The sequence below is a fragment of the Mesorhizobium sp. ESP-6-4 genome, from assembly GCF_020164735.1.
In the GTDB taxonomy this organism is placed as follows: Bacteria; Pseudomonadota; Alphaproteobacteria; order Rhizobiales; family Rhizobiaceae; genus Mesorhizobium.
The window spans coordinates 196,523-219,756 of record NZ_JAIUGS010000004.1; the positions used below are offsets into that span (position 1 = coordinate 196,523).

The following is a 23,234-nucleotide window of genomic DNA, read 5'->3' on the forward strand; positions in this document are numbered from 1 at the left end:
AGGCTATCTGAAGTAGATCCTGTGGATAAGCTACAACCTTGCCAAAAGAGGTTGTGAGCGCAGCCAGTGCGCGAGTCATTGCCCAAGAAGTCATGTTTATCGGTCCCCTGGTTTTACCGGCTGTTCAAGGCCGGGCTGCAAACCCCTGCAGCTATATTCGGCGGTCGGCGCCGAAGCCGGGAGTTGAACACCTGCCAGGACGACAGGCCTAAGCTTTTTAGGGGTTTCCCCCACTGGACAGCGGCTTAGCTCCCGGCCATATTCGGCCGGTCGGAGCCGCGCCGCCAAGCGCGTCCGTTGTGCGCAGGAAACCTGCACACTCTCGCCCGCTCTTCCTCGCCAAAGGAAGAACGACCTCGCCAAAGGTCACTATGCGGGCACAGTCCTAGTCCGGGTGTTCAAGCCCACGGACACGCTGCGCTGATTTGCAAAAATCGTCAAGAATGCTCCCCTTCCTAGGGGAAGTATTTCTTGTGCAAGGCCGCTTTTCAGCACGGGCTAAGAGATGATACGTTCTCGATAGTTGATCCGGGGGGATCGGGAAATGTTGTTTCGAACAGCATTGGCTTTTGCCGCATGCTTGGTGCCGAGACTGGCATCGGCCAACGATGACGTTTTGCAGTTTCAAATCGAGAGCGAGCTGGCTTACTTGAAAGTCGGTTACGGGATTGAGAGCGTAGAAGTGCGGGCTGAGGGCGTCGGCACCAAAGTTCTCATCGGCGTAGATTCCGTCGTTTCCAACTTCAGCGATGTCATGTGGGACACTGCGCAGCGGGCAAGTCTCATGAGCCCGGCGCCTGTCTTGCTCTTGGCCATCGAACAACATTCCGCGTTCGAAGGAGCTACCGGGAAGCGTCTCTGCTATCTGCGCGCTCGCAAGGGCCAGGTTTTTGAGGGGACGTGCTGATGAGGAAACTGCTTTGCGCCTTGGCGCTACTGGCCTTGAACGGCTGCGCAGCCGATTACCTGAACAACTACGACACAATGACATTGGCCTCTGGCGACGCCAACAACCAGAACCAACTCCTGCAGACGGTCAATCCCTACAATCCAGCATCGAACAACACGAGGATTGAGGGCGACGGTGCCAGAAGCGTTGCCGTCGTCCAGAAGTATAGACAGCCGAGCGGCGCCAATACAGCAGCGATTTCGGCGCCCACGCTTCCCCCGCCGCCAGCGCCGGAGCATTGAGCAATGGCCGATGACGTCTACCTGCGAACGTATCGGAAGTATGGCGGCCGAAAGGGGGGACTGACTGCCGTCAACGATTTGATCAATAAACTCCCGTTGGCCGCTGATCGGGTGCGCGTCATGGAAGGTCTTGAGCGCACCGGTCGGTGGGAGATCAAATGGCACCACACAGCTCGGGAAGGCGTCAAGCACAGGGATGACGGCTTTGTGAAAGCCTACCTTGGGCGGGAAGATTAGAGACACCCTATTGAAGCATCGGTTACGAAGCAGGCTTTCCCTCCTCGACAAGGCCGCGGCCCGATTAAAATTCTGGCTGGCTTTCCCATTCGTTCGGGCAGCATTCAATCTGCGCGAGCGTAGGCGTGATCGCTTACGATATCCAAGGCGGTGGTTGAGTCCGCAACAGATCGTCAGTCTTGATCTCAGCTTGATCGACGATGAGGATCAACCGAAGATCGATCGCAGCATTCTGGATCTTTTGGTCGCTAGAAGAGACCAGATAAAGGCCAACAGTAGCAGGGTTTCTGTCGTCAACCTCTCCCTATCGGTTTTCCTCCTGGCTACGTATTTCAAGGTTGGCGCAGATGTGAGCGTGCTCGGAATATCGATTAAGGACTCCCCCGGAGTGCCTGAATTTCTCCTCGCAACAAACGCCACTATGGCATTGTACATTTCGATCCTACAAGGCAATGTGTCCATCCTTGAGGGTGCAATTGGCCACTTAATTGGAAAGGTCTTCCCCCTCGGGATGTCCAATGTTATGCGTGCGGCACTATTAAGCGATGCTTCAATAGGGAAATATTTACCACTTAATATGCATCATCTTCTATTTACTGACTTGCATAGGCGTCTTGAGAATTTTCTCGCCTACTTTATGATTGTCGTTGCCTTCGGTCTTGCCCTCGTGATTATAGGATTTAATGCTGCATTGATCTATAGCATCTGGCAACAGTCGTCCATTGGTGTATACAGCAAGATCGTTGTATTCTATGTCGCTATCTGCGGTTTTTTTCTCTTTTGTCTATGTTTTTGACGAGGCTTCCGACCGCCTTTACCGACTATTCGCTCTTGCATCAGATGCAAATAGCAGAGCAGCTAAATCCAAAGCATGCTGAGGAAATTAGAAGGCAGGCTTATCGATCCTCCATAGAAGATCAGGGTGATTTGGAGAGAAGGGGTTTCATCAAGCCGCGCTCACCCGACCTGCGTAAATGATCGTCCCGCTCTACATCGCCGCAATCGGCCCTTGCGATGCTCGCCAGCGTGGTCTGGCGCTATCAGCGGCGCAATATGCGCGGGATGGTGGCAAGCGCTACTATGGCGATCTAGTGCTTCCCGTGCGCTAAGGAGGGGATCATGAGGCCTGACTATAGCGGACGACTTGCTTTCATTGGTGTTGCCCTGCCAATCTTTACTGTCGTGATGGTTATGATGTTCGGTTCGGAAGGCGATCCCATCACTGATTGGCTCTATAGGTGGTCTACGCTGATTACCGGCGTGGCGGCTGTCGCGGCCGCAGTGATGACCATCCGCCAAATGCAGCAAACTGACGAGGCGCAAGAGGATCGCCACAGACAGCTCGTTGGCCTGAGTCTACGTGCTGATCAACTTAGAGCGGAAAGGGCTACGTTTCCCGCTGCCCTGGACATTCGAATATGGGTTGATGATGTCGATCGGCTCAAGCTGCGCAACACGATCGAGGAAGCCATAGGCGAACTGGATATGAACGATAGCTTCGAAGTAGCCACGCGAGCTTTTGCCTTGCAAAACATCCTCAAAAGGCGGGCGCTCATCGAAGCGACCGATCTTTTTGGCCACCGGCTTTTCACGATCTACGAAGAACTTGTAGCGAAGTCTGACTCCGTAGCATTGGAAATCGCGGATTCGGCTGGCGGTCGTCTGAACTTTGGCGTCACGGATTCTGACCGTGAACTTGCGCGTGCGGTGTTGATGGATTTGGTGGGAGCCAAACCGTACTTAGAGGAGTTGGCCACACGGCTGATCTGGCTCGACCAGGCCTATCGCGACGGGCCGTCCTTGCGGTCGGCCGATTGATCGCCAGCGCGGTCTACGCACGTAAGGCTCTCGGCTCAGGCGCGGCGGAGCGTTCTTGGGACTTGAAAAAGAAGCTGATCAGATTCGTCTCTAACTTCCGCTCGCTCCGCGTCGCCATTAGAAACGGCTGCAATTGCCGCTTCCTTGGCGAGGCCAAGATCGTCGATGTTGATATCGCTCCACTCGACGCGGCCTGCTTGAAAATAATGGACGGGGTAACGCATGTTCTTTTTCCTTTTGGGTTGCCGAGGGGTCATCATATCAGCTCCGAGGTGATTCCTGTAGGTTCTTCCGCTGCCCCGGCGTCACTGCATGGTTCGTGAATTGCAGGTTCCTGTCATCTCGGCCGGCGGCGCGGCACTCATGGCAATAGATCACCTTCACCAAATCCCAATGAAGGCAGCCGTGATCCGGGCCTAGCCGTTTAACCAGTTCAGCGACATCGAGCAGCGCCGCGTCCGCCTGCATGTGAGACAATAGACCGAGAGGCCAGTGCCGGCCTGGAGCTTCTTGCCAAGCGTGTCTTCAACGAACGGAAACTTGTTGCCCATCGCGATCTCCAAAGAGGTCGCCCCATCCGCCGCCGATATAGGACACCTCCTGACACTCGCCAAGAACGAAAGCAGAACATTTACGTTCCATTAGCGACGGCTTGACTAAGCCGCTGCACGCCCCAGACTCATCCCTTATGGCGAAGGGCTCTTTCAATATTGGCGATGAGGTCGCCATCACCGCGACCGTGCGCAGACGGGTGGCTGAGGATCGCGTGAGCGTATCGATCCCATCCTACAACCAGCCGCATTCCATCGTCGATCGGACATCGAAGGTGAAGCACGGCCAGCCGATCGAGCTGATCGGCGATGTCACCCGCGTCGACGAGGGCAAAGTGACGGTCAATCTGGGTGTGCCGGTCACCGTCAACGCCAATACGGTGAGGCTGGTGAGCGCCTACGTCCCTCCGAAGAGAAAGACGCCACTGATAGACAAAGCGACATGAGAACAAAAGGGGGATTCACAGCGAATCCGGTTCGATCTATGATTCAGTCATGGAACACGCGCTTGATGATCTTGCTCGCATCCTGAAGACCCCACCAGACCGTTTGCGGGACCGCTATGGCGCCTTGGCGCTCCGCCTGGCCGAAAGCCTCTGTGCCGGCCTCGCTGCCGGCATTGGCTTTGCCATCGTCCACGCCTTTGCCGGTTAGGCTTGCTTTAGCTCCCGCTTAAATCCTATGCTCCTCTCGGGAGACAAGGGGCGTGGGCAGGCGTTTTCACGGCGTTGGTGACAACCGATAACCGCCGACGCGTTATCGGTACAGGCGGGCTTCAGCTCGTGCGCCCTGGTAGGGCGAACGCTGGTTCTGCAGCGAAACGGTGAGCCAGGAGTTTAATGACGCTTGTTTTGACTCTCGCGGCGACCGGCATTGTCGTCCAAGTGGGCGATAGACTCATCTCGGAGAAGGGTTCCCTTAAGCCTGTCGACGAAATAGCCACGAAGCAAGTCCTCTATCGGGCCAAGGACGCGCTTGTAAGCATCGCCTATGCCGGCCAGGCAACGATGGCCGGTGTGCCGACCGATGAAATGATCGCCGCTTACCTTTCTGGCGACATCAGTCTTGGAAAGCGCAATTTCAGCGAAAGGTTTGTTTTAAAGAGCAGCGAGCAAAACAACCAAATCTGGCCGCTCAAGCATGCATTGGGGCATCTTCTGCGTAAGCTAATATCGCACATATCCGTTGGAAATACTCTCGAACTCTCAATCACCGGCTTCGTTATCGACGCCGGTGAGGCAAAGCGCTTCATTCAGACTTACAAGCTCAATCCAGATGGGAAGCGCAACGTGGAGCGTCCGCCCCCCAACGCGAAGGGCCTTTGTCAATCTCTGGGGCGTGGTAGGGAGACCGAAAGCAGCACAAAGCGACGTCCAGTATTCGTCGGCTCTGAAGGAAGCTGGCGGCACATGGACCTTTGAAGATCTCAATTCCTTCATCTCAAACCCGGCTTTCGCTTTGCCTGGAACAGACATGATTTTCCCGGGCCTGCGAGACGAGAACCAGCGAGCAAACCTGATCGCTTACCTACGGACCTTGAGCGACAGGCCGTTGCCACTTCCCGAGAATTGATTGCTCCTGCGAAAATGCGGCGCGACTGCGCTTCGGCGAGGCCCGCGCCCTCCTGGCTGAAGAAGACCGGCCGATTGTCGTCGTCGCAGAGCTGGTCGGTATCCAACGTTGGCAAATTTCAGGCGTCAATTCAAAGCGTTGAAGGGGCCGCCAGGCGAATGCCGCAGCAGGTTTGCCGTCTAAGATTTTTGATCCCGGAACCATTCCAATCTTGTCCCGTTCAGCCAACGGGCGAAAAGACGGGAGAGACAAGATGGCTGTGAGATGCCGGATTTCCATCGACGATGAGAGGGATGTCGACGAGCTCGCCTTCCAGGAATTGCCGCGGGTTGGCGAAAGCGTGTCGATACCGGTCGGAGAGTCGAGCAGGGACCTTCGTGTGCTTCGTGTCGTGCATGTGCCCGGCAGCGAGCAAGGCGCAACGACGATGCTGGAGCTGACCAGCAGGATTCTTTAGCGCTGCCCCCTCGGAATCATTCGCCCAGCACAACCCCGGAAGCGACGATCTGGGCCGTCCGTTCGGTGAGCTTCTGGCGCTTTACCAGCGTGGGCTTTTCGTAAGGCTTTTTCATCCTACCGTTCCAAATCGGCGCGCAGACAGGACGATGAACGCGCTCGCCTCAGTTGCGTTCCGCAATAAGGGGCCGCTAAAAAGCCGCAAAAAATGGAAGGCGGGAGGTCTCAGGCCCTGGCGAGCAGCGCCTCGACCTCCTGCGATGTCGGCATGGAAGGCGCAGTGCCGGGGCGGGTCACCGAGATGCCGGCGACCGCGCAGGCAAAGCGCACGGCCTCCAGCGGCTCGACGCCTTTTGCCAGGGCGGCCGTGAGACCGCCGTTGAACGCGTCACCCGCTCCCGTCGTCTCGATCACCGGACCGGCATTGACCGCGTCGACATGCTCCGAACTGTTCTTGGTGTGGAGCAAAGCGCCCTTCTCGCCGAGCGTCACGATGACTGCGCCGACACCCTTGGCCAGCAGCGCGTCGGCGGCGCGGCGGGCGTCGTCGATCGAGGAAACCTTGATGCCGGTCAGCCCTTCGGCCTCCGTCTCGTTGGGTGTGACATAGTCGCAGAGCGCGTAGACGCTGTCGGGCAGGCTGGCGGCGGGGGCGGGGTTGAGGATGGTCGTCACCCCTGCCCCGCGCGCGATCTCGAGCGCCTTCAATGCTGCGCCGATCGGCTGTTCAAGCTGGGTAACGAAGACGCCGGCGGACCGGATCAGGTCGGCATGCGCCTCGATGTCGGCAGGCGAGATCAGCATCGCCGCGCCCGGGCTGACGATGATGGCGTTGTTGCCGCTGCCTTCCTCGACAAAGATGTAGGCCGCGCCCGTATAGCTGTCCGGCGTGTCGATGACGGCGCTTTTCACACCTGCGTCCTTCCAGGTCTGCTTCGCCATGTCGGCAAAGGCATCGACTCCGAGCCTGGTCAGGAAAGTGATGTCGGCGCCGAGCTTGCCTGCCGCCACGGCCTGGTTCGAGCCCTTGCCGCCCGGGCCGAGCTTGAAGGAATTGCCGAGGATCGTTTCGCCCAGGCGCGGCTGGCGGTCAGCGCGATAGGCGGTGTCGGCGACGAACACGCCCAGGATCACGACAGGCTTCATGATGACGGGCTCGCCTGTGGCCATGTCCTTACTCCGCCTCCGGCGGCACGACGCCCTTGCGGAAGGCAAAGCAGCCATAGAAGCGGCGCTCGCCGGTCTGGATCACGCAATAGGCTTTCTTGGAACGCTCGTAGAAGGCGTAGCGCTCGATCGAGATCATCGGCCAGGGCTTGCCCTCGGCGGCGTCGATCTCCTTCTGCACCTCCCTCTGCACCGGCGGGATTTCGTTTGGTTTGCCGACGATCTCCATGCGCGCTGCCGCATCGTCGACGAAAGTATCCAGCGGATAGAGCGACAACACCGCCTTCACCACCTCCGCCGCCGTCGCGTCGATACGCAACAGCTTGCCGAGCACCGTCTGCCTGGCCACGGAATCGGACGGGAAATTGGTGTCGGCGATGATCAGGTCGTCGCCATGGCCCATCGCCCGCAGCGCCTGGAGCACATCGGCATTGAGCAGCGGGTTGATCCCTTTGAGCATGGTTTCCTCTTGAAGGGTTGTGTGCGGTTAGAGACGCTTGCCGGTTGCGGCGTCGAAGAGGTGGACCTGGTCGAGACGCGGCTTGAGCTTGAGCGTGTCACCGGGCTTGAAGTCGTGTCGCTCGCGGAATAGCGCCACCATCTCGCCCTCGCCGAACCGTACGAACACCAGCGTCTCCGAGCCTGTCGGTTCGACCACCGAAATCGTGGATGCTACGCCGTCGGGATGGATTTCCAGGTGCTCGGGGCGCACGCCATAAATGACGGCCTGGCCGTCCGCCGCGGCGATATTGGTCGGCATCGGAAACGCCGAGCCTGCAATGTCGACCACGGGCTTCCCGCCCTTTTTAACGGTGCCCTTGAGCAGGTTCATCGCCGGCGAGCCGATGAAGCCGGCGACGAACAGATTGGCCGGCCGGTCGAACAGCTCCAGCGGCGCGCCGACCTGCTCGATGCGGCCGTCGCGCATCACCACGATCTTGTCGGCCATGGTCATGGCCTCGATCTGGTCGTGGGTGACGTAGATGGTTGTGGTCTTCAGCCGCTGGTGCAGCTCCTTGATCTCGGTGCGCATCTGCACGCGCAGCTTGGCGTCGAGGTTGGAAAGCGGCTCGTCGAACAGGAACACCTGCGGGTTGCGCACGATGGCGCGGCCCATGGCGACGCGCTGGCGCTGGCCGCCCGAAAGCTGGCGCGGGTAGCGCTTGAGATAAGGCGCGAGGTCGAGGATGTCGGCGGCACGCTTCACCCGTTCGGCGACGACGGCCGGATCGGTGCCGCGCAGCTTCAGCGCGAACGCCATGTTCTGCTCCACCGTCTTGTGCGGGTAAAGCGCGTAGTTCTGAAACACCATGGCGATGTCGCGCTTCGCCGGCGGCAGGTTGTTGACGACCCGGTCGCCGATCGAGATCGTGCCGCCGGAAACCGTCTCAAGCCCGGCCACCATCCTGAGCAGCGTGGACTTGCCGCATCCCGACGGGCCGACCAGCACGACGAACTGTCCGTCGGCAATATCGACGCTGACCTCATGCAGGACCTTGACGGTTCCGAACGCCTTGGCCACACTGCTGATCGCGACTTGAGCCATCGTCTCCCCTTTATCGTTTGCGGTGAAGCTAGCCATTGCGAACGGCAACGGCAAGTCGGTATCTTATAGATAAAAAGCCAATCTTGTTGACAAGGTAATCGATTACGCGAATAGTGGCGAGTGCCAATCCGAGAGCAGGCCTGTTATCCTGAAATCGGAGATCCGGCGACGCAGGGTGGGGTCCCACGTCCGGTATGATCGAGGAGAACCGAGAGGCGTTTCGACGTCTGAGAGATTGGCACTTCAATTCAAGCATTGTTGTTCTGGGAGGAACCTGTAGATGAGAGTCGATCTGTATGAAAAACTGATGCGCGCCGGCGCCAGCCGCCGCGATGTGCTGAAGGGTGCGGCCAGCATGGCCGCAATCGCCGCCGCCTCCGGCGCCGGGCTCGGAGCACTGACGAAGCCTGCGGCCGCCGACGACAGTCTGCGCGCGAAAATCCTGCAGATCCCGGGCGTCGGCAAAGGCCAGCCGACGGACGCCGACTTCCAGAAGGTCGGCGAGCTCTGCCTCGAAGCGACCAAGGCCAATGTCAAGGAAGGCGAGTTTGCCGGTGTCGAGCTCACCTTCATGGGCCTCAACAACCAGAACCTCCACAACGTGCTGTTCCGCGGCTTCCTGAAGCCGTGGGAGGCCTATACGGGCGCCAAGATCAGCTGGATCGACCTTGCTCAGGCCGACTACAACGCCCGTCTGCAGCAGTCTATCGCAACCAAGACCGTCGATTTCGACATCATCGAGATGGGCGCGCCTTTCGAAGGCGATGTCTGCGGCAAGGGCCTTACCTCCGAGATGCCCGATTGGGTCAAGAAGCAGATCGATTTCGACGACCTCGTCAACTACCTGAAGCCGCCGGTCGGCACCTGGGACGGCAAGCAGTATCGCGTGACGATCGACGGCGACGCGCACAATTTCAACTACCGCACCGACGTGTTCGCGGATGCCGATCTCGCGAAAGCCTGGAAGGAAAGCGGCGCCACGACCGAATGGGGCGTGCCGAAGACCTGGCAGGAAGTGCAGGCCGTCACCAAGTTCCTCAAGGGCAAGCAGTTCAAGGGCCAGGACATCTATGGCTATCTGGACGCGCCCAAGCCCTGGGGCGGCTTCGGCTTCTATTTCCTCGGCAGCCGCGCCACAGCTTACGCCAAGCACCCCGACGACAAGGCCTGGCTGTTCGACGCCGACACGATGAAGCCACGCATCAACAACCCGGCCTGGGTGCGCGCCATCCAGGACGTCATCGACGCCCTGCCGTCCGAACCCGCCGACCAGATCAATGCCGATCCGAACACCACTGCCTTCCAGCAGTTCCTAGCCGGCACCGGCTCGATGATCCCCTGGTGGGGCGACGTCGGCTCGAATGTGAAGACCAATGACTCGTCGGTCATCGGCGATGTCACCGGCTTCTCGATCCTGCCCGGCTCCGACGACGTCTACAATTCCAAGACCGGCAAATGGGAAAAGCTCGCCAGCGGGCCGAACTATGCGCCGAACTGCGCCTATCTCGGCTGGGGCGTCTATGTCATGGCTCGCGTCGATTCCGACGAGAAGAAGAAGAAGGCCGCATGGTCGGCCGCCGCCCATCTCGGCGGCAAGGACCTGTCGATCTGGACGGCGATGTATCCGTCGGGCTTCCAGCCCTACCGCAACTCCCATTTCAACGTTCCCGAATGGGTGGCCGCCGGCTATGACGAGGCCTTCATCACCTCCTACCTGAAATCGGAAGGCGATTCCTACAACCATCCGAACGCTGCGATCGAGCCGCGCATCCCCGGCATCTTCCAGTACTACTCCGCCGCCGAGGACATCCTGGCCAACACCTTTGCCGGCAAGATGAAGGCGCAGGAAGGCGCCGACGCCATCGCCGCGGCCTGGGAAAAGCTGACCGACCAGATCGGCCGCGAGAACCAGATCAAGCTCTACAAAGCCTCGCTCGGCATGTAGGCTGGCTTATGAGACGTCGCGGCCCGGTGGCACATCGTCACCGGGCCGCATTTTTACCGGCTCGGCCGGTTTGATGCGTTTGAGCAATTCCAGGAAAAGTGTGAGCGGTTTTCCGTCCGGAATTGCGTAAAACAAAGAGATGGAGCGGTTCGCCGTTTCCGTGAAACGGTGAAGCGCTCTAGAAGGCGAGAGGCGTGGCTGAACAGACTTCGACCGTGAATGCGTGGCCGGCACATCCGGCCGACCTGATCCCGGCAGGCCGCAAGCGCCTCGGCTGGGGCCTGCTGGCCATTGCAACCCTTGGCCTGCTGGCGATCATCGTCGTGCAGATCCTCTACAAGACCGAGATGTCCACGGTCGGTTTCGACACATGGCGCCCTGTGGTCTACGCCTACATCTTGTGGGGCGCAGCGCTTGGCGCCTGGCAGGTGCTGACGCGCGGCGAGGACGGGCAGCGAGCGCTGTTCCTTTTGCCGGCCCTGCTCTTCACCATCGCCATGGTGATCTTCCCGACGCTGTTCGGCTTCTACATCGCGCTGACCGACTGGAATCTCAGCTCTTTCAGCGGACGCAGGTTCAACGGCCTCGACAATTTCTGGCAGATGCTGGCCGACCCCTATTACCGCAACGCGCTGTTGAACATGGTGCTCTATGTGCTTGCGGTGCTGGTCGAATATGTCATCGCCTTCGGCCTGGCGCTCCTGCTCAATGCGCAGATCCGGGCCCGCAAATTCTTCCGCATCGTCTTCCTGCTGCCGCTGATGCTGTCGCCGGTCGCGGTATCCTGGATGGTCGGCAAGTCGCTGATGGAGTACCGGTTCGGACCGGCGGCGACGCTGGCGCGTCATCTTGGCTGGAACAATCCCGCCTTCTTCTCCGATCCGATCACTGCTCGCATCTCGATCATGATGCTCGACGCCTGGACCTTCATCCCCTTCATGATGATCATGCTGCTTGCCGGCCTGCAGGCGATGTCGCGCGAGGTGCTGGAAGCCGCCCGCGTCGATGGCGCGACCGCATGGCAAACATTCTGGCAGGTGACCTTTCCGCTGATGCTGCCGGTATCGGTGACAGCCGTGATCCTGCGCATCATCTTCAAGCTGAAGCTTGCCGACATCATCATCACCCTGACTTCAGGCGGCCCCGGCGGCGCCACCGATTCCGTGTCGAGCTTCATCTATCGCGAATACCGCGACCGCTCGAATGTCGGCTACGGCACCATGCTGGCCATGGCCTATCTGGTCATCATCGTCGTGTTCGTGACCTGGCTGCTGAAATTTGCCAGTCGCTTCGTGCGCAACGTCAACTGAGCGGCATCATGAGCGTCCAGACCACCGACTACACCGTTTCCGAAATCCGCTCGCCGGCGGCCTTCATCGCCAGCCGCGTCTTCATCTATGGCGCGCTTGCCTTTTGGGCATTCGTCTGCCTGTTCCCGATCTATTGGACGATCACCACCTCGTTCAAATCGGCGGTCGACGTCACCCAAGGTCATCTCATTCCCTTCGTCGACTTCACGCCTGACTGGAAGGGCTGGCGCTCGCTCGGCCTGTCGCCGGATTCGATCTCCCAGACTTCGACCGTGCGCGACGAATTCCTCAAACGCTTCATGAATTCGGTCATCACCTCGGTCGGCGCATCGAGCCTCGCCATCATCATCGGCAGCCTCGCCGCCTATGGCCTTGTCCGCTACCGCTACAAGTTCGCCTGGTTCAAGAACGAGGACATCTCCTTCTTCTTCCTGTCGCAGTTGATCCTGCCGCCGGTCGTTCTGGCGCTCCCCTTCCTGGTGCTCTACCGCGAAGTGGCCCTCCTTGATACGCGCATCGGGCTCGTGCTCCTCTACACGCTAATGGTGCTGCCGATCGTCATCTGGATCATGCGCGACCAGTTCAACTCGATACCCGTTGAATTGGAGGAGGCAGCCCTTGTCGACGGGCTGTCGATCTGGGGCGCCTTTTTCCGCATCGTCATGCCGATCGCGTTGCCCGGCATGGTCGCCGCCTTCATCCTGGCGATGGTGCTGTGCTGGAACGAGTATTTCTTCGCCGCGCTTTTGACATCGGCCGATGCCAAGACCATCCCCGTCATGGTGGCGAGCCAGACCGGCTCGCAAGGCATCAACTGGTGGTCGATGGCGGCCTTGGCCACCGCCGCGATCGCGCCGCTGGCCATCATCGGCATCGCGCTCGAGCGTTATCTGATCATGGGCATGACGGCCGGCTCAGTGAAGTAGGATGACTTCCCCTTCCCCCCTTGTGGGGGAAGGTGGCCGCGAAGCGGCCGGATGAGGGGTGTTCCAGGGAAAGCCGACGTCTCACTCCGCTGGAACACCCCTCATCCGTCCCGGCGCTGCGCCGATCCAGCTTCACCCACAAGGAGAAGGAAGAACCGCGCCTATCGCACCAGAATCGACCGCAAATGGTCGAGGATCATCGCGACCCCGATCTTGCCGAGACCCGCCGAGGCTTCCGCCGCACTTTTCGTGTACCAGCCGGTGTTGTCGGCCAAATGCTTCTCGTCCACCGCTTCCGGGCATAGCGCCAGCATCAGCGAGGTTTCGCCGATGCCAGCATGGTCGAACGGATATTTGCCGTTCATCGCGGCCGGCATCAGCGGGTGCACCTGGACCCAGTTGAAGACATTCTCACCCTGCGCATGGCCGGCATAGTAATCGGCCATCGCGTTCGAGCCCCACCAGCCCTCGCCGCGCTCCTTTTCGAGGAAGCGGAAGATTGCCTGCCGGCCGGCGGTCTTGAAGGCGAGATCGGTCGGCATGCCGGCCGCGAAATTCTCGGTCTGATGATGAATGATGGCGTGAATGTTGCGGAAGCCGATGCGCAGCAGCCCATAGAACAATTCCTCCGCGAAAGGCGAAAGCGCCGGGCCGCCGACCTGCACCGAGCCGCTGCCTTCCGGCGCCGCCACCGCATAGCTTGCCGCGCCGTAATAGAAGGGCGGCAGGATGACGATGTCCCTTTCCTTCTCGATCAGTTCCACCGTCTTGATCACCGCCAGCGTGTCCATGCCGACCGCCATGTGCTCGCCGTGATATTCGAGCACGCCGAGCGGCAGCACCACCGGCCAGTTCTCCTCGATCGCCTTGCGGATCTGGTACGGCAGCATCAGCTCGTAGCGCATCCCCTACTCCATGTTGGTGTGCCTGGCGCGCATCGCTTCCGGCGTCGCGTTGGTCAGGCGTTTAAGCTTCAGCACCATGATTTCGAACAGAAGAAACAGCGCGCCTTCGAACAGCGAGCCCATCGGCAGCACCGAGCTTCTTGCCTCGCCCTGGTCGCTGGCCATCGTCTGCGCCGGGATGACGAGCGTGAAGTCGGCGAGTTTGGCGGCGCTCCTTTCCGGTTCTGCCGTCAAGAGCAGCACCTTCGCGCCGGCCTCGCGGGCAACCCGCATCAAGGTCAGCACCGTGGCGGTCTCGCCGGGACCTGAGCTCGCCAGGAAGACGTCGCCCTGCCCGAGCGGCGGCGTGGTCATGTCGCCGACGACCGAGACCGGCAGGCCGAGATGGTAGAGCCGCATGGCGAAGCCCTTCACCTGAAGCGCCTCGCGGCCGCAGCCATAGGCAGCGATCCTGCCGGCGCCGGCAAGCATTTCGCAGGCGACGTCGATGCGAGCTTCATCCGTGCGCGCCAGCACCGCGCCAAGCTCGTCCAGCGCGGTCGCAAACATCCCTGATGCGGCTTTGGTCATGACAGCTCACCTTGCCTGCCGGGGCGTCGCTTGCCTCTATGGAATTGCGGCTCGCGACCACGAAAGGCTTGTTTTTGTTCATGCTACCATTACGAAAATCGCTGTCCAACGAGCCTCGGCACTTTTGCTGGGCCACGAGCGTGATAGTGTCATGTCAGACAAATCACTCCGGGACATCGTCAGACATGAAGACACGGCACTTCGACCGCATCGGCAATGGCGGCATCACCTTCACCGAGCTCGGCTTCGGCACCGCGCCGCTCGGCAATCTCTATCGCGCCATCTCGGACGAGGACGCCAATGCCACTTTGGAAGCGGCATGGGCGACCGGCTGTCGCTACTATGATACGGCACCTCTTTACGGCCTCGGCCTGTCGGAAACCCGCCTCAACCCGTTTCTGCGCGGCAGGAAGCGCGACGACTATGTGCTGTCGAGCAAGGTCGGGCGCATCATGCGCGTCGCCCCGCCGGACCAGCGCACCGGCATCGGCAAGTTCTTCGAGACGCCGTCGCGCCGGGAAGTCTACGACTACTCCTATGATGGCGTCATGCGCTCCTTCGAGGCCTCGCTGGAGCGCCTCGGGGTCGACCGTATCGACATCCTCTTCGTCCACGACGTCGACATCTTTACCCATGGCAGTAAGGAAGCTTCCGATGCCCGCATCGAGGAGTTCATGTCGTCCGGCTATTACGGGCTGCTTTCGCTGCGCGACCAGGGCGTCATCAAGGCCTTTGGCGGCGGCATCAACGAGTGGCAGGTGGCACAGACCCTCGCCGAACGCGGCGATTTCGACCTGTTCCTGCTCGCCGGCCGCTACACGCTGCTCGAGCAGGAGGCGCTTGCCACCTTCCTGCCGCTTTGCCAGAAGCGCGGCATCGGCATCGTGCTGGGCGGCCCCTACAATTCCGGCGTGCTGGCGACCGGCCCGAAGCCCGGAGCCTTCTACAATTACAGCGAGGCGCCGAAGGAGATCCTGGATCGCGTGGCGCGCATCGAAGCCGTCTGCAAGCGCCACAACGTGCGCCTGATCGAGGCGGCGCTGCAGTTCCCGTTGCAGCATCCTTCGGTGGTGTCGGTGATTCCTGGCGGCCAGCGGCCATCCGAAGTCGAAAGCAACCGCGCGCTGCTCGACACCAAGATACCGGCGGCGCTGTGGGCGGATTTGAAACAGGAAGGCCTGATGCGCGCCGACGCGCCAACGGCCTGAATGGCCTGCGAACAGCCATAAAAAGAGAAGCCGGGCTTGCCCGGCTTTTCTGTTCTTAAAAGAAAAAGGTCTTAGTTGACCGCGTCCTTGAGGCCCTTGCCGGCCGAGAACTTCGGCACGGTACGCGCCGGAATCTTCACTTCCGCGCCGGTCTGCGGGTTGCGGCCGGTCGAAGCAGCGCGTTTTGACACGGTGAAATTTCCGAAGCCGACAAGCCGGACATCGCCGCCCTTCTTCAGTTCGCCCGTGATCACGGAGAACACCGCATCGACAGCGGACTGCGCATCAGCCTTCGAAATGCTTGCGGAGTCGGCGACGGCGGACACCAGTTCGTTCTTGTTCATAAAAATTCCCTTCCATGAGAAAACCGGAACTACGACTCATCCGGCAGGAGACGGACTTTAGAAAGAAGCGCTCCGGAACCCAAGCCGAAAACCGCGGAATTCCGGGCTTTTTTCCACTTTTTCGTGGCTTTTCACACGAAAAAAGCCGGGCTTGAAAGCCCGGCTCTCTCTTTGTGCGCTGCAATATTAGCAAATGCTAATGAGCAAGCGACTTTCCAGCATCGTCGCCGCTGTCGACCGGAGCCGGCGCATTGACCGGTTCGACCCACTCGATCGGCTCCGGCATCCTGACCAGCGCGTGCGCGAGCACCTCGCCGACCCGCGAGACCGGGACGATCTCCATGCCGTTCTTCACATTGTCCGGAATCTCCGCCAGATCCTTGACGTTCTCTTCCGGGATCAGCACCTTCTTGATGCCGCCGCGCAGCGCCGCGAGCAGCTTCTCCTTCAGGCCGCCAATCGGCAGAATACGGCCGCGCAGCGTGATTTCGCCGGTCATCGCCACATCGGCGCGGACCGGAATACCCGTCAGCACCGACACGATGGCCGTGGCCATGGCCGCACCGGCAGACGGGCCGTCCTTCGGCGTGGCACCCTCCGGCAAATGCACGTGGATGTCGCGCTTGTCGAACAGCGGCGGCTCGATGCCGAAATCAATGGCGCGCGAGCGGACGTAGGACGCCGCCGCCGAGATCGATTCCTTCATCACGTCGCGCAGATTGCCGGTCACCGTCATGCGGCCCTTGCCGGGCATCATGACGCCTTCGACCGTCAGCAGCTCGCCGCCGACTTCCGTCCAGGCAAGACCCGTGACCACGCCGACCTGATCGTCGGCCTCGATCTGGCCGAAGCGGAAGCGCGGCACGCCGAGATAATCGGCGAGGTTGTCCGCCGTGATCTTCACCGTCTTCTTCTTGGTCCGCAGGATCTCGGTCACCGCCTTACGGCCGAGCTTCATCAGCTCGCGCTCCAGGCTGCGCACGCCGGCTTCCCGCGTGTAGGTCTGGATGATGCCGCGGATCGCGTCCTCGCCGACCGAGAATTCGTTCGGCTGCAGGGCATGGTCGCGGATCACCTTGGGCATCAGGTGACGCTTGGCGATCTCGATCTTCTCGTCCTCGGTGTAACCGGCGATACGGATGATCTCCATGCGGTCCATCAGGGGCGCAGGGATGTTCAGCGTGTTCGCCGTCGTCACGAACATCACGCTCGACAGGTCGTATTCGACCTCGAGGTAATGGTCCATGAACGTCGAGTTCTGTTCCGGATCGAGCACTTCGAGCAGGGCCGAGGACGGATCGCCGCGGAAGTCCTGGCCCATCTTGTCGATCTCGTCGAGCAGGAAGAGCGGGTTGGACTTCTTGGCCTTCTTCATCGACTGGATGACCTTGCCGGGCATCGAGCCGATATAGGTCCGCCTGTGGCCACGGATCTCGGCCTCGTCGCGCACGCCGCCGAGCGCCATGCGGATGAACTCGCGGCCGGTGGCCTTGGCGATCGACTTGCCAAGCGAGGTCTTGCCGACGCCGGGCGGGCCGACGAGGCACAGGATCGGCCCCTTCAGCTTCTTCTGGCGGCTCTGCACGGCAAGATACTCGACGATGCGTTCCTTGACCTTGTCGAGGCCGAAGTGATCGGCATCGAGCACGTCCTGCGCAAAGCCGAGGTCCTGCTTGACCTTGGAGTTTTTGCCCCACGGGATCGACAAGAGCCAATCGAGATAGTTGCGCACGACCGTCGATTCAGCCGACATCGGCGACATCGAGCGCAGCTTCTTCAACTCGGCCTCCGCCTTTTCGCGGGCCTCCTTGGAGAGCTTGGTCTTCTTGATGCGCGCCTCGATCTCGGCGGCCTCGTCGCGGCCATCCTCGCCCTCGCCGAGCTCCTTCTGGATCGCCTTCATCTGCTCGTTGAGGTAGTACTCGCGCTGCGTCTTCTCCATCTGGCGCTTGACGCGCGAACGGATGCGCTTTTCCACCTGGAGCACGGAGATTTCGGCTTCCATGAAGCCCATCGCCTTCTCCAGACGCTCCTTGACGGAAAGCGTTGCAAGCATCTCCTGCTTCTCGGGGATCTTGATGGCGAGATGCGATGCAACCGTATCGGCGAGCTTGGAATAGTCGTCGATCTGGCTGGCGGCACCCACCACTTCGGGCGAGATCTTCTTGTTCAGCTTGACGTAATTCTCGAAGTCGGTGACGACCGAGCGGGCAAGCGCCTCGATTTCGACCTCTTCCTCTTCCGGCTCGGCGAGCGCCGTGGCGCGGGCCTCATGGAAATCGGCACGGTCGGTGAACGAGACGATCTTGGCGCGCGAGGCGCCCTCGACCAGCACCTTCACGGTGCCGTCGGGAAGCTTCAAAAGCTGCAGCACATTGGCGAGCGTGCCGATGTCGAAAATCGCACCGGGCTCAGGATCGTCGTCGGCTGCATTCATCTGGGTGGCAAGCAGGATCTGTTTTTCCTGACCCATCACCTCTTCCAGCGCCTTGATCGACTTTTCACGGCCCACGAAGAGCGGAACGATCATATGCGGGAACACGACGATATCGCGCAGTGGGAGGACTGCGAAAACGCCGTCGCCGGAAGCCTTGGATATCTTGGCCATTGTCCAACCTTTCATGTCGCGGCCGCTTATTTTAGCCAACCGCGAATCTCATATTAACGACCGAGCGTCGTTCCGCCTACCACCGTTTGTGACGGGAATTTTACAGCACAGAATTCGGCGCCTCGGCCTTCTGCTGTTAGGTGGATGTAACCGAGGCAAAGATCAAGGGTTAACACGGTCGTTCGAGCCCTTCCACTGCTCGCCTCCCCGCCCTTGACAGCAAAACGGCGCCACGCGGGCGCCGTTCCATGAAAATTGTCGGGCGCAGTGCCATTTCAGGCGCTGACATTGCCCTTCTTTTCCTTCTGCTCGGAGTAGATGTAGAGCGGCCGGGCGTTGCCGGACACCACCTCTTCCGAAATCACCACCTCGCGCACACCTTCAAGCGCCGGCAGCTCGAACATGGTGTCGAGCAGGATCGCTTCCATGATGGAGCGCAGGCCGCGTGCGCCAGTCTTGCGCTCGATGGCGCGCTTGGCGATCGCCGACAGCGCGTTCTCGTGGAACGTCAGATCGACATTCTCCATCTCGAACAGCCGCTGATATTGCTTGACCAGCGCGTTCTTCGGTTCGGTCAGGATCTGGATCAGCGCCGGCTCGTCGAGGTCTTCCAGTGTCGCCAGGACCGGCAGACGACCTACGAATTCCGGGATCAGGCCGAATTTCAGGAGATCCTCCGGCTCGACCTGGCGGAACAGGTCACCAGTGCGCCGATCCTCGGGCGAAGCCACGGTGGCGCCGAAGCCGATCGAGGTCTTGCGGCCGCGATCCGAGATGATCTTGTCCAGCCCCGCGAAGGCGCCGCCGCAGATGAACAGGATGTTGGCGGTGTCGACCTGCAGGAATTCCTGCTGCGGATGCTTGCGGCCGCCCTGCGGCGGCACGGAGGCGACCGTGCCTTCCATAATCTTCAGGAGCGCCTGCTGCACGCCCTCGCCCGACACGTCGCGGGTGATCGAGGGATTATCCGACTTGCGCGAGATTTTGTCGATTTCGTCGATATAGACGATGCCGCGCTGCGCGCGCTCGACATTGTAGTCGGCCGACTGCAACAGCTTCAGGATGATGTTCTCGACGTCCTCGCCGACGTAGCCGGCCTCGGTCAGCGTCGTGGCGTCGGCCATGGTGAACGGCACGTCGATGATGCGGGCGAGCGTCTGCGCGAGAAGCGTCTTGCCGCAGCCGGTCGGGCCGATCAGAAGGATATTGGACTTGGCCAGCTCGACGTCGTTGTTCTTGCCGGCATGCGCCAGGCGCTTGTAGTGGTTGTGAACCGCCACCGACAGCACGCGTTTGGCATAGGGCTGGCCGATGACGTAGTCGTCGAGGACCTTGAGGATTTCCTGCGGTGTCGGCACGCCTTCGCGCGACTTCACCATCGAGGTCTTGTTCTCCTCGCGGATGATGTCCATGCACAGCTCGACGCATTCGTCGCAGATGAAAACCGTCGGCCCCGCGATCAGCTTGCGGACCTCGTGCTGGCTCTTGCCGCAAAACGAGCAGTAGAGGGTGTTCTTTGAATCACCGCCGCCGTTGCTGACCTTGCTCATTTTTCTGTCCTTTCACCGACGCCCGCCGACCGTCTGGCTTTGAGTGACGTCTTCACCAATCTATCGCGGGAATCCGCCACCGCCAGTGTCCCGGCTCACACAGCGCATTCCGTACGAAACACAAATCAGAAAACGCGGCAATGATTCGCAGCAACCCCACGCAAAGCTAAGCCGTCGAAAATCAACATAGCCTTAACGTAGGCAATCCCAACGCCTGAGGGAACAGCCAAATGTGGCCGAAATGCCGCAAGACGCGCCAAAACCGCGTTATGCTGCCATTTGCCGTCGAGGTCAGGCTGAAGCGGTGGCTGTCTCGACCGCCTCGCGGCTGGAAATGACCTTGTCGATCAGGCCGAAGTCCCTGGCCTCGTCCGCGGTCATGAAATGGTCGCGGTCGAGCGTCTTCTCGATCTCGTCATAGCTCTTGCCGGTATGCTTGACATAGACCTCGTTCAAGCGGCGCTTCAGCTTGATGATGTCCTGCGCATGACGTTCGATGTCCGAGGCTTGGCCCTGGAAGCCGCCGGACGGCTGATGGACCATGATGCGGGCGTTCGGCGTGGCAAAACGCATGTCCTTGTGGCCGGCGGTCAGAAGCAGCGAACCCATCGAAGCAGCCTGGCCGATGCAGAGCGTCGACACCGCCGGCTTGATGAACTGCATAGTGTCGTAGATCGCCATGCCCGAGGTGACGACGCCGCCCGGCGAATTGATATAGAGGTTGATTTCCTTCTTAGGGTTCTCCGCCTCGAGAAACAAAAGCTGTGCACAAACCAGCGTCGCCATCCCGTCCTCGACCGGCCCGGTGATGAAGATGATGCGTTCCTTCAAGAGGCGCGAGAAAATGTCATAGGCACGCTCGCCGCGGTTGGTCTGCTCGACCACCATCGGAACGAGGTTCATGTAGGTTTCAACGGGGTTCTTCATGGACTACCCTTGTAGGAGATGGATTCCGGCACCTTGATATATCAGCAATCGCGCGGAATCGTTCTGGATTGGTTACGACCTAAATAGGATGCCGGCTCACCCTAGCGCAAGGCCGCCTCTCCTAGCCATCTGGTTAAGCCGAATCAAGCGCGGTAGGCCCGCGGAGCACGGGCGCGCTCTGGCCTAATGAGACGGGCCCAGTCCCCGCCGGCCCCGTAAGGCGCTCGCAAGTAGCAATTCCTTAACCGCGATGTTTAACGAAAAGCCTTGAAATCGCTGTCCGCCCCCGGAGCTTCCGTTACAGTCCTGCGTTGTGAAGGCGTTCTTTTCAAACGGGGAATGTCATGATCCGCAAAAGCTCCGCATCGCTGGCGGCAGTCGCGATGCTTGCCAGCGTCTGTGAAACCGCCGCAGGCGGGCGCGCGCTCGAATGCTACGAGCCGATCCACAGGCCGGCACTTTACGATACCCTCTACGAGGACGTGATGCTGAACCCTGGCGGACAGGTGGTCGACTACGACGCGCCGATTTACGGCACCTATCAAGGCGTGGAGCAGATCGCGCCGCCGCGCGTCACCTACGAGACCGCGCCGGCGGTCACACGCACGGTCTACCACACGGTCAAAGTCGACGATGGCGGCTATGCCTGGGAATGGCGCGTCATCCATGGCCGCAAGGTGCTGTGCAAGGTATGGCGCAAGGCCCGCTATGCGCGCGTCGCCGAGACGGTAGTAATCCAGCCGGAGCGCGTCCGGCGCGTCGTTCAGCCGGCGGAATTTGAAGCGGTTGCCCACGAAGTGCTGGTGCGGCCGCAACAGGTCCGCATCCGGGAAATCCCGCCGTCTTACGGGACGGTAGCGCGTAGGGTGGTGGTGCGGGAAGGTTCGACCAGCTGGCGGCGCGTGCACATTCCGCGGCATTGCCAGGATTAGCCGGTACTTCGCCTACGGGTTGCAGCCGGCCGGGCGGTGGTGTCGCGCGCCGGCCGGAGCTGTCCCCGGGTCAGGCGAGGTCGATGTCGAGGATCGCCATTGAGAAATTGTAGTCGCCGTCGTCCTCGTCCTTGAAGACGATGCCGAGGAATTCGTCGCCGACATAGACTTCGGCCGAGTCTTCCTTGCGCGGACGCGCCTTCACCTGCAGCTTGGGATTCTGGAAGACGCGCTTGAAATAGGCGTCCAGCTTTCTGATTTCGTCAGGCTTCAAAAGACTTCTCCGAAATGTCGGCTTAATTCATGGGAACGCGCTTCTGACACGCCGACGATGGCGATGTAAAGGCAAGCCGACAGGATAACACGTGACAACCGGCACTTGAAAACCGTGGCCGGATTCCGGTCACCAGGCGGGCTGGCAGTCTCAGATGTCGAAGCTGACCACGTGGTCCATGCTCTGCGACGGCAGGAGCTGGTCCATCTGTCGCGAGGGCTGGTCGCAGCCGGTTTCCCCCACGACCCGCGCCGGCACGCCGGCGACCGTCTTGTTGTGCGGCACGGGCGACAGCACCACCGAACCGGCGGCAATCTTCGAGCAATGACCGACCTCGATATTGCCGAGAATCTTGGCGCCGGCGCCGATCAGCACGCCGCGGCGGATCTTCGGATGACGGTCGCCATTGGCCTTGCCGGTGCCGCCCAGCGTCACGCCGTGCAGGATCGACACGTCATCCTCGATGACCGCCGTCTCGCCGACGACCAGCCCGGTGGCGTGATCGATAAAGATACCCTTGCCGATGCGAGCGGCCGGGTTGATATCGGTTTGGAACACCGATGACGACCTGCTCTGCAGGTAGAGCGCGAAGTCCCGGCGGCCATGGTTCCACAGCCAGTGCGCCAGACGATGCGTCTGGATGGCGTGAAAACCTTTGAAATAGAGCACCGGCATGATGAAACGGTCGCAGGCCGGGTCGCGGTCGTAATAGGCCTGGATGTCGACGCGCACCGTCGTGCTCCAGTCAGGATCGTCGTCCAGCATGGCTTTGAAGGTCTGGCGGATGAGATCGGAGCCGATATCCTGGTGATCGAGGCGCTCGGCAAGCCGGTGGATCACCGCTTCTTCCAGGCTCTGCTGATTGAGGATCGTCGAATAGAGGAACGCCGCCAGCAACGGATCGCGGTTCACCGCCTCCATCGCTTCGTCGCGGATCGACCGCCAGATCGGATCGACCGGCTGCACCCTGCTGGGGCGGGCAATCGTAATGCTGTTCATCGACGCTCTCCGGCTTCCTCATTCTCCGGCGGCACATATAGGCCACATCATAGCACGGTTGAACTCAATTTTCCTTAGTGCTTTGTCAAATGGACCTGGTTCACGCAAATTCAAGCGGCGATGGAAAACGAACCCTTGATCGGGAGCGCATTCGAAATCGCCTCGATTGTCGTCTTCCCAAACGTAGGAAACGGGCAC

At 60.5% G+C, this 23,234-nt stretch carries 27 protein-coding genes; 13 read left to right on the forward strand and 14 right to left on the reverse strand.

Going from position 1 to position 23,234, the window contains the following annotated elements; all coding sequences use genetic code 11:
- Positions 1-544 precede the first annotated feature (544 nt).
- The 5 genes from LB523_RS10515 (at position 545) to LB523_RS10535 (ending at position 3,246) form a co-directional block, all read left to right on the forward strand.
- Positions 545-907 (forward strand): hypothetical protein, encoded by a 363-nt coding sequence (locus tag LB523_RS10515; protein WP_224602584.1) that lies wholly within the window; start codon positions 545-547, stop codon positions 905-907.
- Positions 907-1,191, forward strand: a complete 285-nt coding sequence (locus LB523_RS10520; RefSeq protein ID WP_224602585.1) for a hypothetical protein — start codon at positions 907-909, stop codon at positions 1,189-1,191. The genes LB523_RS10515 and LB523_RS10520 overlap by 1 nt, the downstream gene beginning before the upstream one ends.
- Positions 1,192-1,194: 3 nt before the next feature.
- Entirely contained in the window at positions 1,195-1,428 is a 234-nt protein-coding gene (locus LB523_RS10525; protein WP_224602586.1) for a hypothetical protein, read from the forward strand.
- Positions 1,429-1,618: 190 nt separating this feature from the next.
- Positions 1,619-2,224: a hypothetical protein gene (locus LB523_RS10530; protein ID WP_224602587.1), complete on the forward strand. Its 606-nt coding sequence runs from the start codon at positions 1,619-1,621 to the stop codon at positions 2,222-2,224.
- 323 nt (positions 2,225-2,547) lie between these two features.
- Positions 2,548-3,246 (forward strand): hypothetical protein, encoded by a 699-nt coding sequence (locus LB523_RS10535; protein ID WP_224602588.1) that lies wholly within the window; start codon positions 2,548-2,550, stop codon positions 3,244-3,246.
- Positions 3,247-3,281: 35 nt separating this feature from the next.
- Here the strand turns inward: LB523_RS10535 and LB523_RS10540 are convergent, their stop codons facing one another.
- Positions 3,282-3,470, reverse strand: a complete 189-nt coding sequence (locus tag LB523_RS10540) for a hypothetical protein (RefSeq protein WP_224602589.1) — start codon at positions 3,468-3,470, stop codon at positions 3,282-3,284.
- 464 nt (positions 3,471-3,934) lie between these two features.
- On the opposite strand from LB523_RS10540, the gene LB523_RS10545 reads away from it, so the two are divergent.
- Positions 3,935-4,243: a hypothetical protein gene (locus LB523_RS10545; protein ID WP_224602590.1), complete on the forward strand. Its 309-nt coding sequence runs from the start codon at positions 3,935-3,937 to the stop codon at positions 4,241-4,243.
- A gap of 43 nt (positions 4,244-4,286) precedes the next feature.
- On the opposite strand, the gene LB523_RS10550 is transcribed toward LB523_RS10545, so the two are convergent.
- Positions 4,287-4,436, reverse strand: a complete 150-nt coding sequence (locus LB523_RS10550; RefSeq protein ID WP_224602591.1) for a hypothetical protein — start codon at positions 4,434-4,436, stop codon at positions 4,287-4,289.
- A 200-nt stretch (positions 4,437-4,636) separates the two neighbouring features.
- Between LB523_RS10550 and LB523_RS10555 the strand changes: the two genes are divergently transcribed.
- Entirely contained in the window at positions 4,637-5,218 is a 582-nt protein-coding gene (locus LB523_RS10555) for a hypothetical protein (RefSeq protein ID WP_224602592.1), read from the forward strand.
- Between the two features lie 404 nt (positions 5,219-5,622).
- Positions 5,623-5,826 carry a hypothetical protein gene (locus LB523_RS10560; RefSeq protein WP_224602593.1) on the forward strand — a complete coding sequence of 68 codons (204 nt, stop codon included), beginning with the start codon at positions 5,623-5,625 and terminating at the stop codon, positions 5,824-5,826.
- A 16-nt stretch (positions 5,827-5,842) separates the two neighbouring features.
- Here the strand turns inward: LB523_RS10560 and LB523_RS10565 are convergent, their stop codons facing one another.
- From LB523_RS10565 to LB523_RS10580, 4 genes are all read right to left on the reverse strand, one after another.
- A complete protein-coding gene (locus LB523_RS10565) occupies positions 5,843-5,941 on the reverse strand; it encodes a putative RiPP precursor (RefSeq protein ID WP_208648418.1) in 99 nt (32 codons plus the stop codon).
- 109 nt (positions 5,942-6,050) lie between these two features.
- Positions 6,051-6,995, reverse strand: coding sequence for a ribokinase (gene rbsK, locus LB523_RS10570; protein WP_224602594.1), 945 nt, complete (start codon positions 6,993-6,995; stop codon positions 6,051-6,053).
- Between the two features lie 4 nt (positions 6,996-6,999).
- Positions 7,000-7,452: an RbsD/FucU family protein gene (locus LB523_RS10575; protein ID WP_224602595.1), complete on the reverse strand. Its 453-nt coding sequence runs from the start codon at positions 7,450-7,452 to the stop codon at positions 7,000-7,002.
- Positions 7,453-7,479: 27 nt separating this feature from the next.
- On the reverse strand, positions 7,480-8,538 hold the full coding sequence (locus LB523_RS10580) for an ABC transporter ATP-binding protein (protein WP_140840238.1): 1,059 nt from the start codon (positions 8,536-8,538) through the stop codon (positions 7,480-7,482).
- Between the two features lie 280 nt (positions 8,539-8,818).
- On the opposite strand from LB523_RS10580, the gene LB523_RS10585 reads away from it, so the two are divergent.
- The 3 genes from LB523_RS10585 (at position 8,819) to LB523_RS10595 (ending at position 12,719) form a co-directional block, all read left to right on the forward strand.
- A complete protein-coding gene (locus LB523_RS10585; RefSeq protein WP_095765158.1) occupies positions 8,819-10,483 on the forward strand; it encodes an ABC transporter substrate-binding protein in 1,665 nt (554 codons plus the stop codon).
- A gap of 194 nt (positions 10,484-10,677) precedes the next feature.
- Positions 10,678-11,793 (forward strand): carbohydrate ABC transporter permease, encoded by a 1,116-nt coding sequence (locus LB523_RS10590; RefSeq protein WP_224602596.1) that lies wholly within the window; start codon positions 10,678-10,680, stop codon positions 11,791-11,793.
- Positions 11,794-11,801: 8 nt separating this feature from the next.
- Complete coding sequence (locus LB523_RS10595) at positions 11,802-12,719, forward strand: carbohydrate ABC transporter permease (RefSeq protein WP_224602597.1); 918 nt, start codon at positions 11,802-11,804, stop codon at positions 12,717-12,719.
- Between the two features lie 161 nt (positions 12,720-12,880).
- Here LB523_RS10595 and LB523_RS10600 read toward each other — a convergent pair whose 3' ends face one another.
- Together LB523_RS10600 and LB523_RS10605 are read right to left on the reverse strand one after the other, a co-directional pair.
- Entirely contained in the window at positions 12,881-13,624 is a 744-nt protein-coding gene (locus LB523_RS10600; protein ID WP_224602599.1) for a creatininase family protein, read from the reverse strand.
- A 3-nt stretch (positions 13,625-13,627) separates the two neighbouring features.
- Entirely contained in the window at positions 13,628-14,194 is a 567-nt protein-coding gene (locus tag LB523_RS10605) for an SIS domain-containing protein (protein ID WP_224602601.1), read from the reverse strand.
- Positions 14,195-14,379: 185 nt separating this feature from the next.
- Here LB523_RS10605 and LB523_RS10610 point away from each other — a divergent pair, with 185 nt between their 5' ends.
- Positions 14,380-15,402: an aldo/keto reductase gene (locus LB523_RS10610; RefSeq protein ID WP_224602603.1), complete on the forward strand. Its 1,023-nt coding sequence runs from the start codon at positions 14,380-14,382 to the stop codon at positions 15,400-15,402.
- Between the two features lie 71 nt (positions 15,403-15,473).
- On the opposite strand, the gene hupB is transcribed toward LB523_RS10610, so the two are convergent.
- From hupB to LB523_RS10630, 4 genes are all read right to left on the reverse strand, one after another.
- Entirely contained in the window at positions 15,474-15,746 is a 273-nt protein-coding gene (hupB, locus tag LB523_RS10615) for a DNA-binding protein HupB (RefSeq protein ID WP_027166452.1), read from the reverse strand.
- A gap of 196 nt (positions 15,747-15,942) precedes the next feature.
- Positions 15,943-18,354, reverse strand: coding sequence for an endopeptidase La (gene lon, locus LB523_RS10620; protein WP_224602605.1), 2,412 nt, complete (start codon positions 18,352-18,354; stop codon positions 15,943-15,945).
- Between the two features lie 275 nt (positions 18,355-18,629).
- On the reverse strand, positions 18,630-19,904 hold the full coding sequence (gene clpX / locus LB523_RS10625) for an ATP-dependent Clp protease ATP-binding subunit ClpX (protein WP_040981372.1): 1,275 nt from the start codon (positions 19,902-19,904) through the stop codon (positions 18,630-18,632).
- Positions 19,905-20,195: 291 nt separating this feature from the next.
- On the reverse strand, positions 20,196-20,831 hold the full coding sequence (locus LB523_RS10630; protein ID WP_095765152.1) for an ATP-dependent Clp protease proteolytic subunit: 636 nt from the start codon (positions 20,829-20,831) through the stop codon (positions 20,196-20,198).
- Positions 20,832-21,175: 344 nt separating this feature from the next.
- Here LB523_RS10630 and LB523_RS10635 point away from each other — a divergent pair, with 344 nt between their 5' ends.
- A complete protein-coding gene (locus LB523_RS10635) occupies positions 21,176-21,763 on the forward strand; it encodes a hypothetical protein (protein ID WP_224602607.1) in 588 nt (195 codons plus the stop codon).
- 70 nt (positions 21,764-21,833) lie between these two features.
- Here the strand turns inward: LB523_RS10635 and LB523_RS10640 are convergent, their stop codons facing one another.
- Both LB523_RS10640 and cysE read right to left on the reverse strand, forming a co-directional pair.
- Positions 21,834-22,037 (reverse strand): DUF3126 family protein, encoded by a 204-nt coding sequence (locus LB523_RS10640; RefSeq protein ID WP_027166457.1) that lies wholly within the window; start codon positions 22,035-22,037, stop codon positions 21,834-21,836.
- A gap of 150 nt (positions 22,038-22,187) precedes the next feature.
- The gene (cysE, locus tag LB523_RS10645; RefSeq protein ID WP_224602609.1) at positions 22,188-23,036 is read right to left on the reverse strand and encodes a serine O-acetyltransferase; all 849 of its coding nucleotides are present in this window, start codon (positions 23,034-23,036) and stop codon (positions 22,188-22,190) included.
- Between the last annotated feature and the right edge of the window lie 198 nt (positions 23,037-23,234).

Coding starts and splice junctions, on each gene's coding strand:
- LB523_RS10515 (WP_224602584.1), top strand. CDS start 545: ATGTTGTTTCGAACAGCATTGGCTTTTGCCGCATGCTTGGTGCCGAGA.
- LB523_RS10520 (WP_224602585.1), top strand. CDS start 907: ATGAGGAAACTGCTTTGCGCCTTGGCGCTACTGGCCTTGAACGGCTGC.
- LB523_RS10525 (WP_224602586.1), top strand. CDS start 1,195: ATGGCCGATGACGTCTACCTGCGAACGTATCGGAAGTATGGCGGCCGA.
- LB523_RS10535 (WP_224602588.1), top strand. CDS start 2,548: ATGAGGCCTGACTATAGCGGACGACTTGCTTTCATTGGTGTTGCCCTG.
- LB523_RS10540 (WP_224602589.1), bottom strand. CDS start 3,470: ATGCGTTACCCCGTCCATTATTTTCAAGCAGGCCGCGTCGAGTGGAGC.
- LB523_RS10545 (WP_224602590.1), top strand. CDS start 3,935: ATGGCGAAGGGCTCTTTCAATATTGGCGATGAGGTCGCCATCACCGCG.
- LB523_RS10555 (WP_224602592.1), top strand. CDS start 4,637: ATGACGCTTGTTTTGACTCTCGCGGCGACCGGCATTGTCGTCCAAGTG.
- LB523_RS10560 (WP_224602593.1), top strand. CDS start 5,623: ATGGCTGTGAGATGCCGGATTTCCATCGACGATGAGAGGGATGTCGAC.
- LB523_RS10565 (WP_208648418.1), bottom strand. CDS start 5,941: ATGAAAAAGCCTTACGAAAAGCCCACGCTGGTAAAGCGCCAGAAGCTC.
- rbsK (WP_224602594.1), bottom strand. CDS start 6,995: ATGGCCACAGGCGAGCCCGTCATCATGAAGCCTGTCGTGATCCTGGGC.
- LB523_RS10575 (WP_224602595.1), bottom strand. CDS start 7,452: ATGCTCAAAGGGATCAACCCGCTGCTCAATGCCGATGTGCTCCAGGCG.
- LB523_RS10580 (WP_140840238.1), bottom strand. CDS start 8,538: ATGGCTCAAGTCGCGATCAGCAGTGTGGCCAAGGCGTTCGGAACCGTC.
- LB523_RS10585 (WP_095765158.1), top strand. CDS start 8,819: ATGAGAGTCGATCTGTATGAAAAACTGATGCGCGCCGGCGCCAGCCGC.
- LB523_RS10595 (WP_224602597.1), top strand. CDS start 11,802: ATGAGCGTCCAGACCACCGACTACACCGTTTCCGAAATCCGCTCGCCG.
- LB523_RS10600 (WP_224602599.1), bottom strand. CDS start 13,624: ATGCGCTACGAGCTGATGCTGCCGTACCAGATCCGCAAGGCGATCGAG.
- LB523_RS10605 (WP_224602601.1), bottom strand. CDS start 14,194: ATGACCAAAGCCGCATCAGGGATGTTTGCGACCGCGCTGGACGAGCTT.
- LB523_RS10610 (WP_224602603.1), top strand. CDS start 14,380: ATGAAGACACGGCACTTCGACCGCATCGGCAATGGCGGCATCACCTTC.
- hupB (WP_027166452.1), bottom strand. CDS start 15,746: ATGAACAAGAACGAACTGGTGTCCGCCGTCGCCGACTCCGCAAGCATT.
- lon (WP_224602605.1), bottom strand. CDS start 18,354: ATGGCCAAGATATCCAAGGCTTCCGGCGACGGCGTTTTCGCAGTCCTC.
- clpX (WP_040981372.1), bottom strand. CDS start 19,904: ATGAGCAAGGTCAGCAACGGCGGCGGTGATTCAAAGAACACCCTCTAC.
- LB523_RS10630 (WP_095765152.1), bottom strand. CDS start 20,831: ATGAAGAACCCCGTTGAAACCTACATGAACCTCGTTCCGATGGTGGTC.
- LB523_RS10635 (WP_224602607.1), top strand. CDS start 21,176: ATGATCCGCAAAAGCTCCGCATCGCTGGCGGCAGTCGCGATGCTTGCC.
- cysE (WP_224602609.1), bottom strand. CDS start 23,036: ATGAACAGCATTACGATTGCCCGCCCCAGCAGGGTGCAGCCGGTCGAT.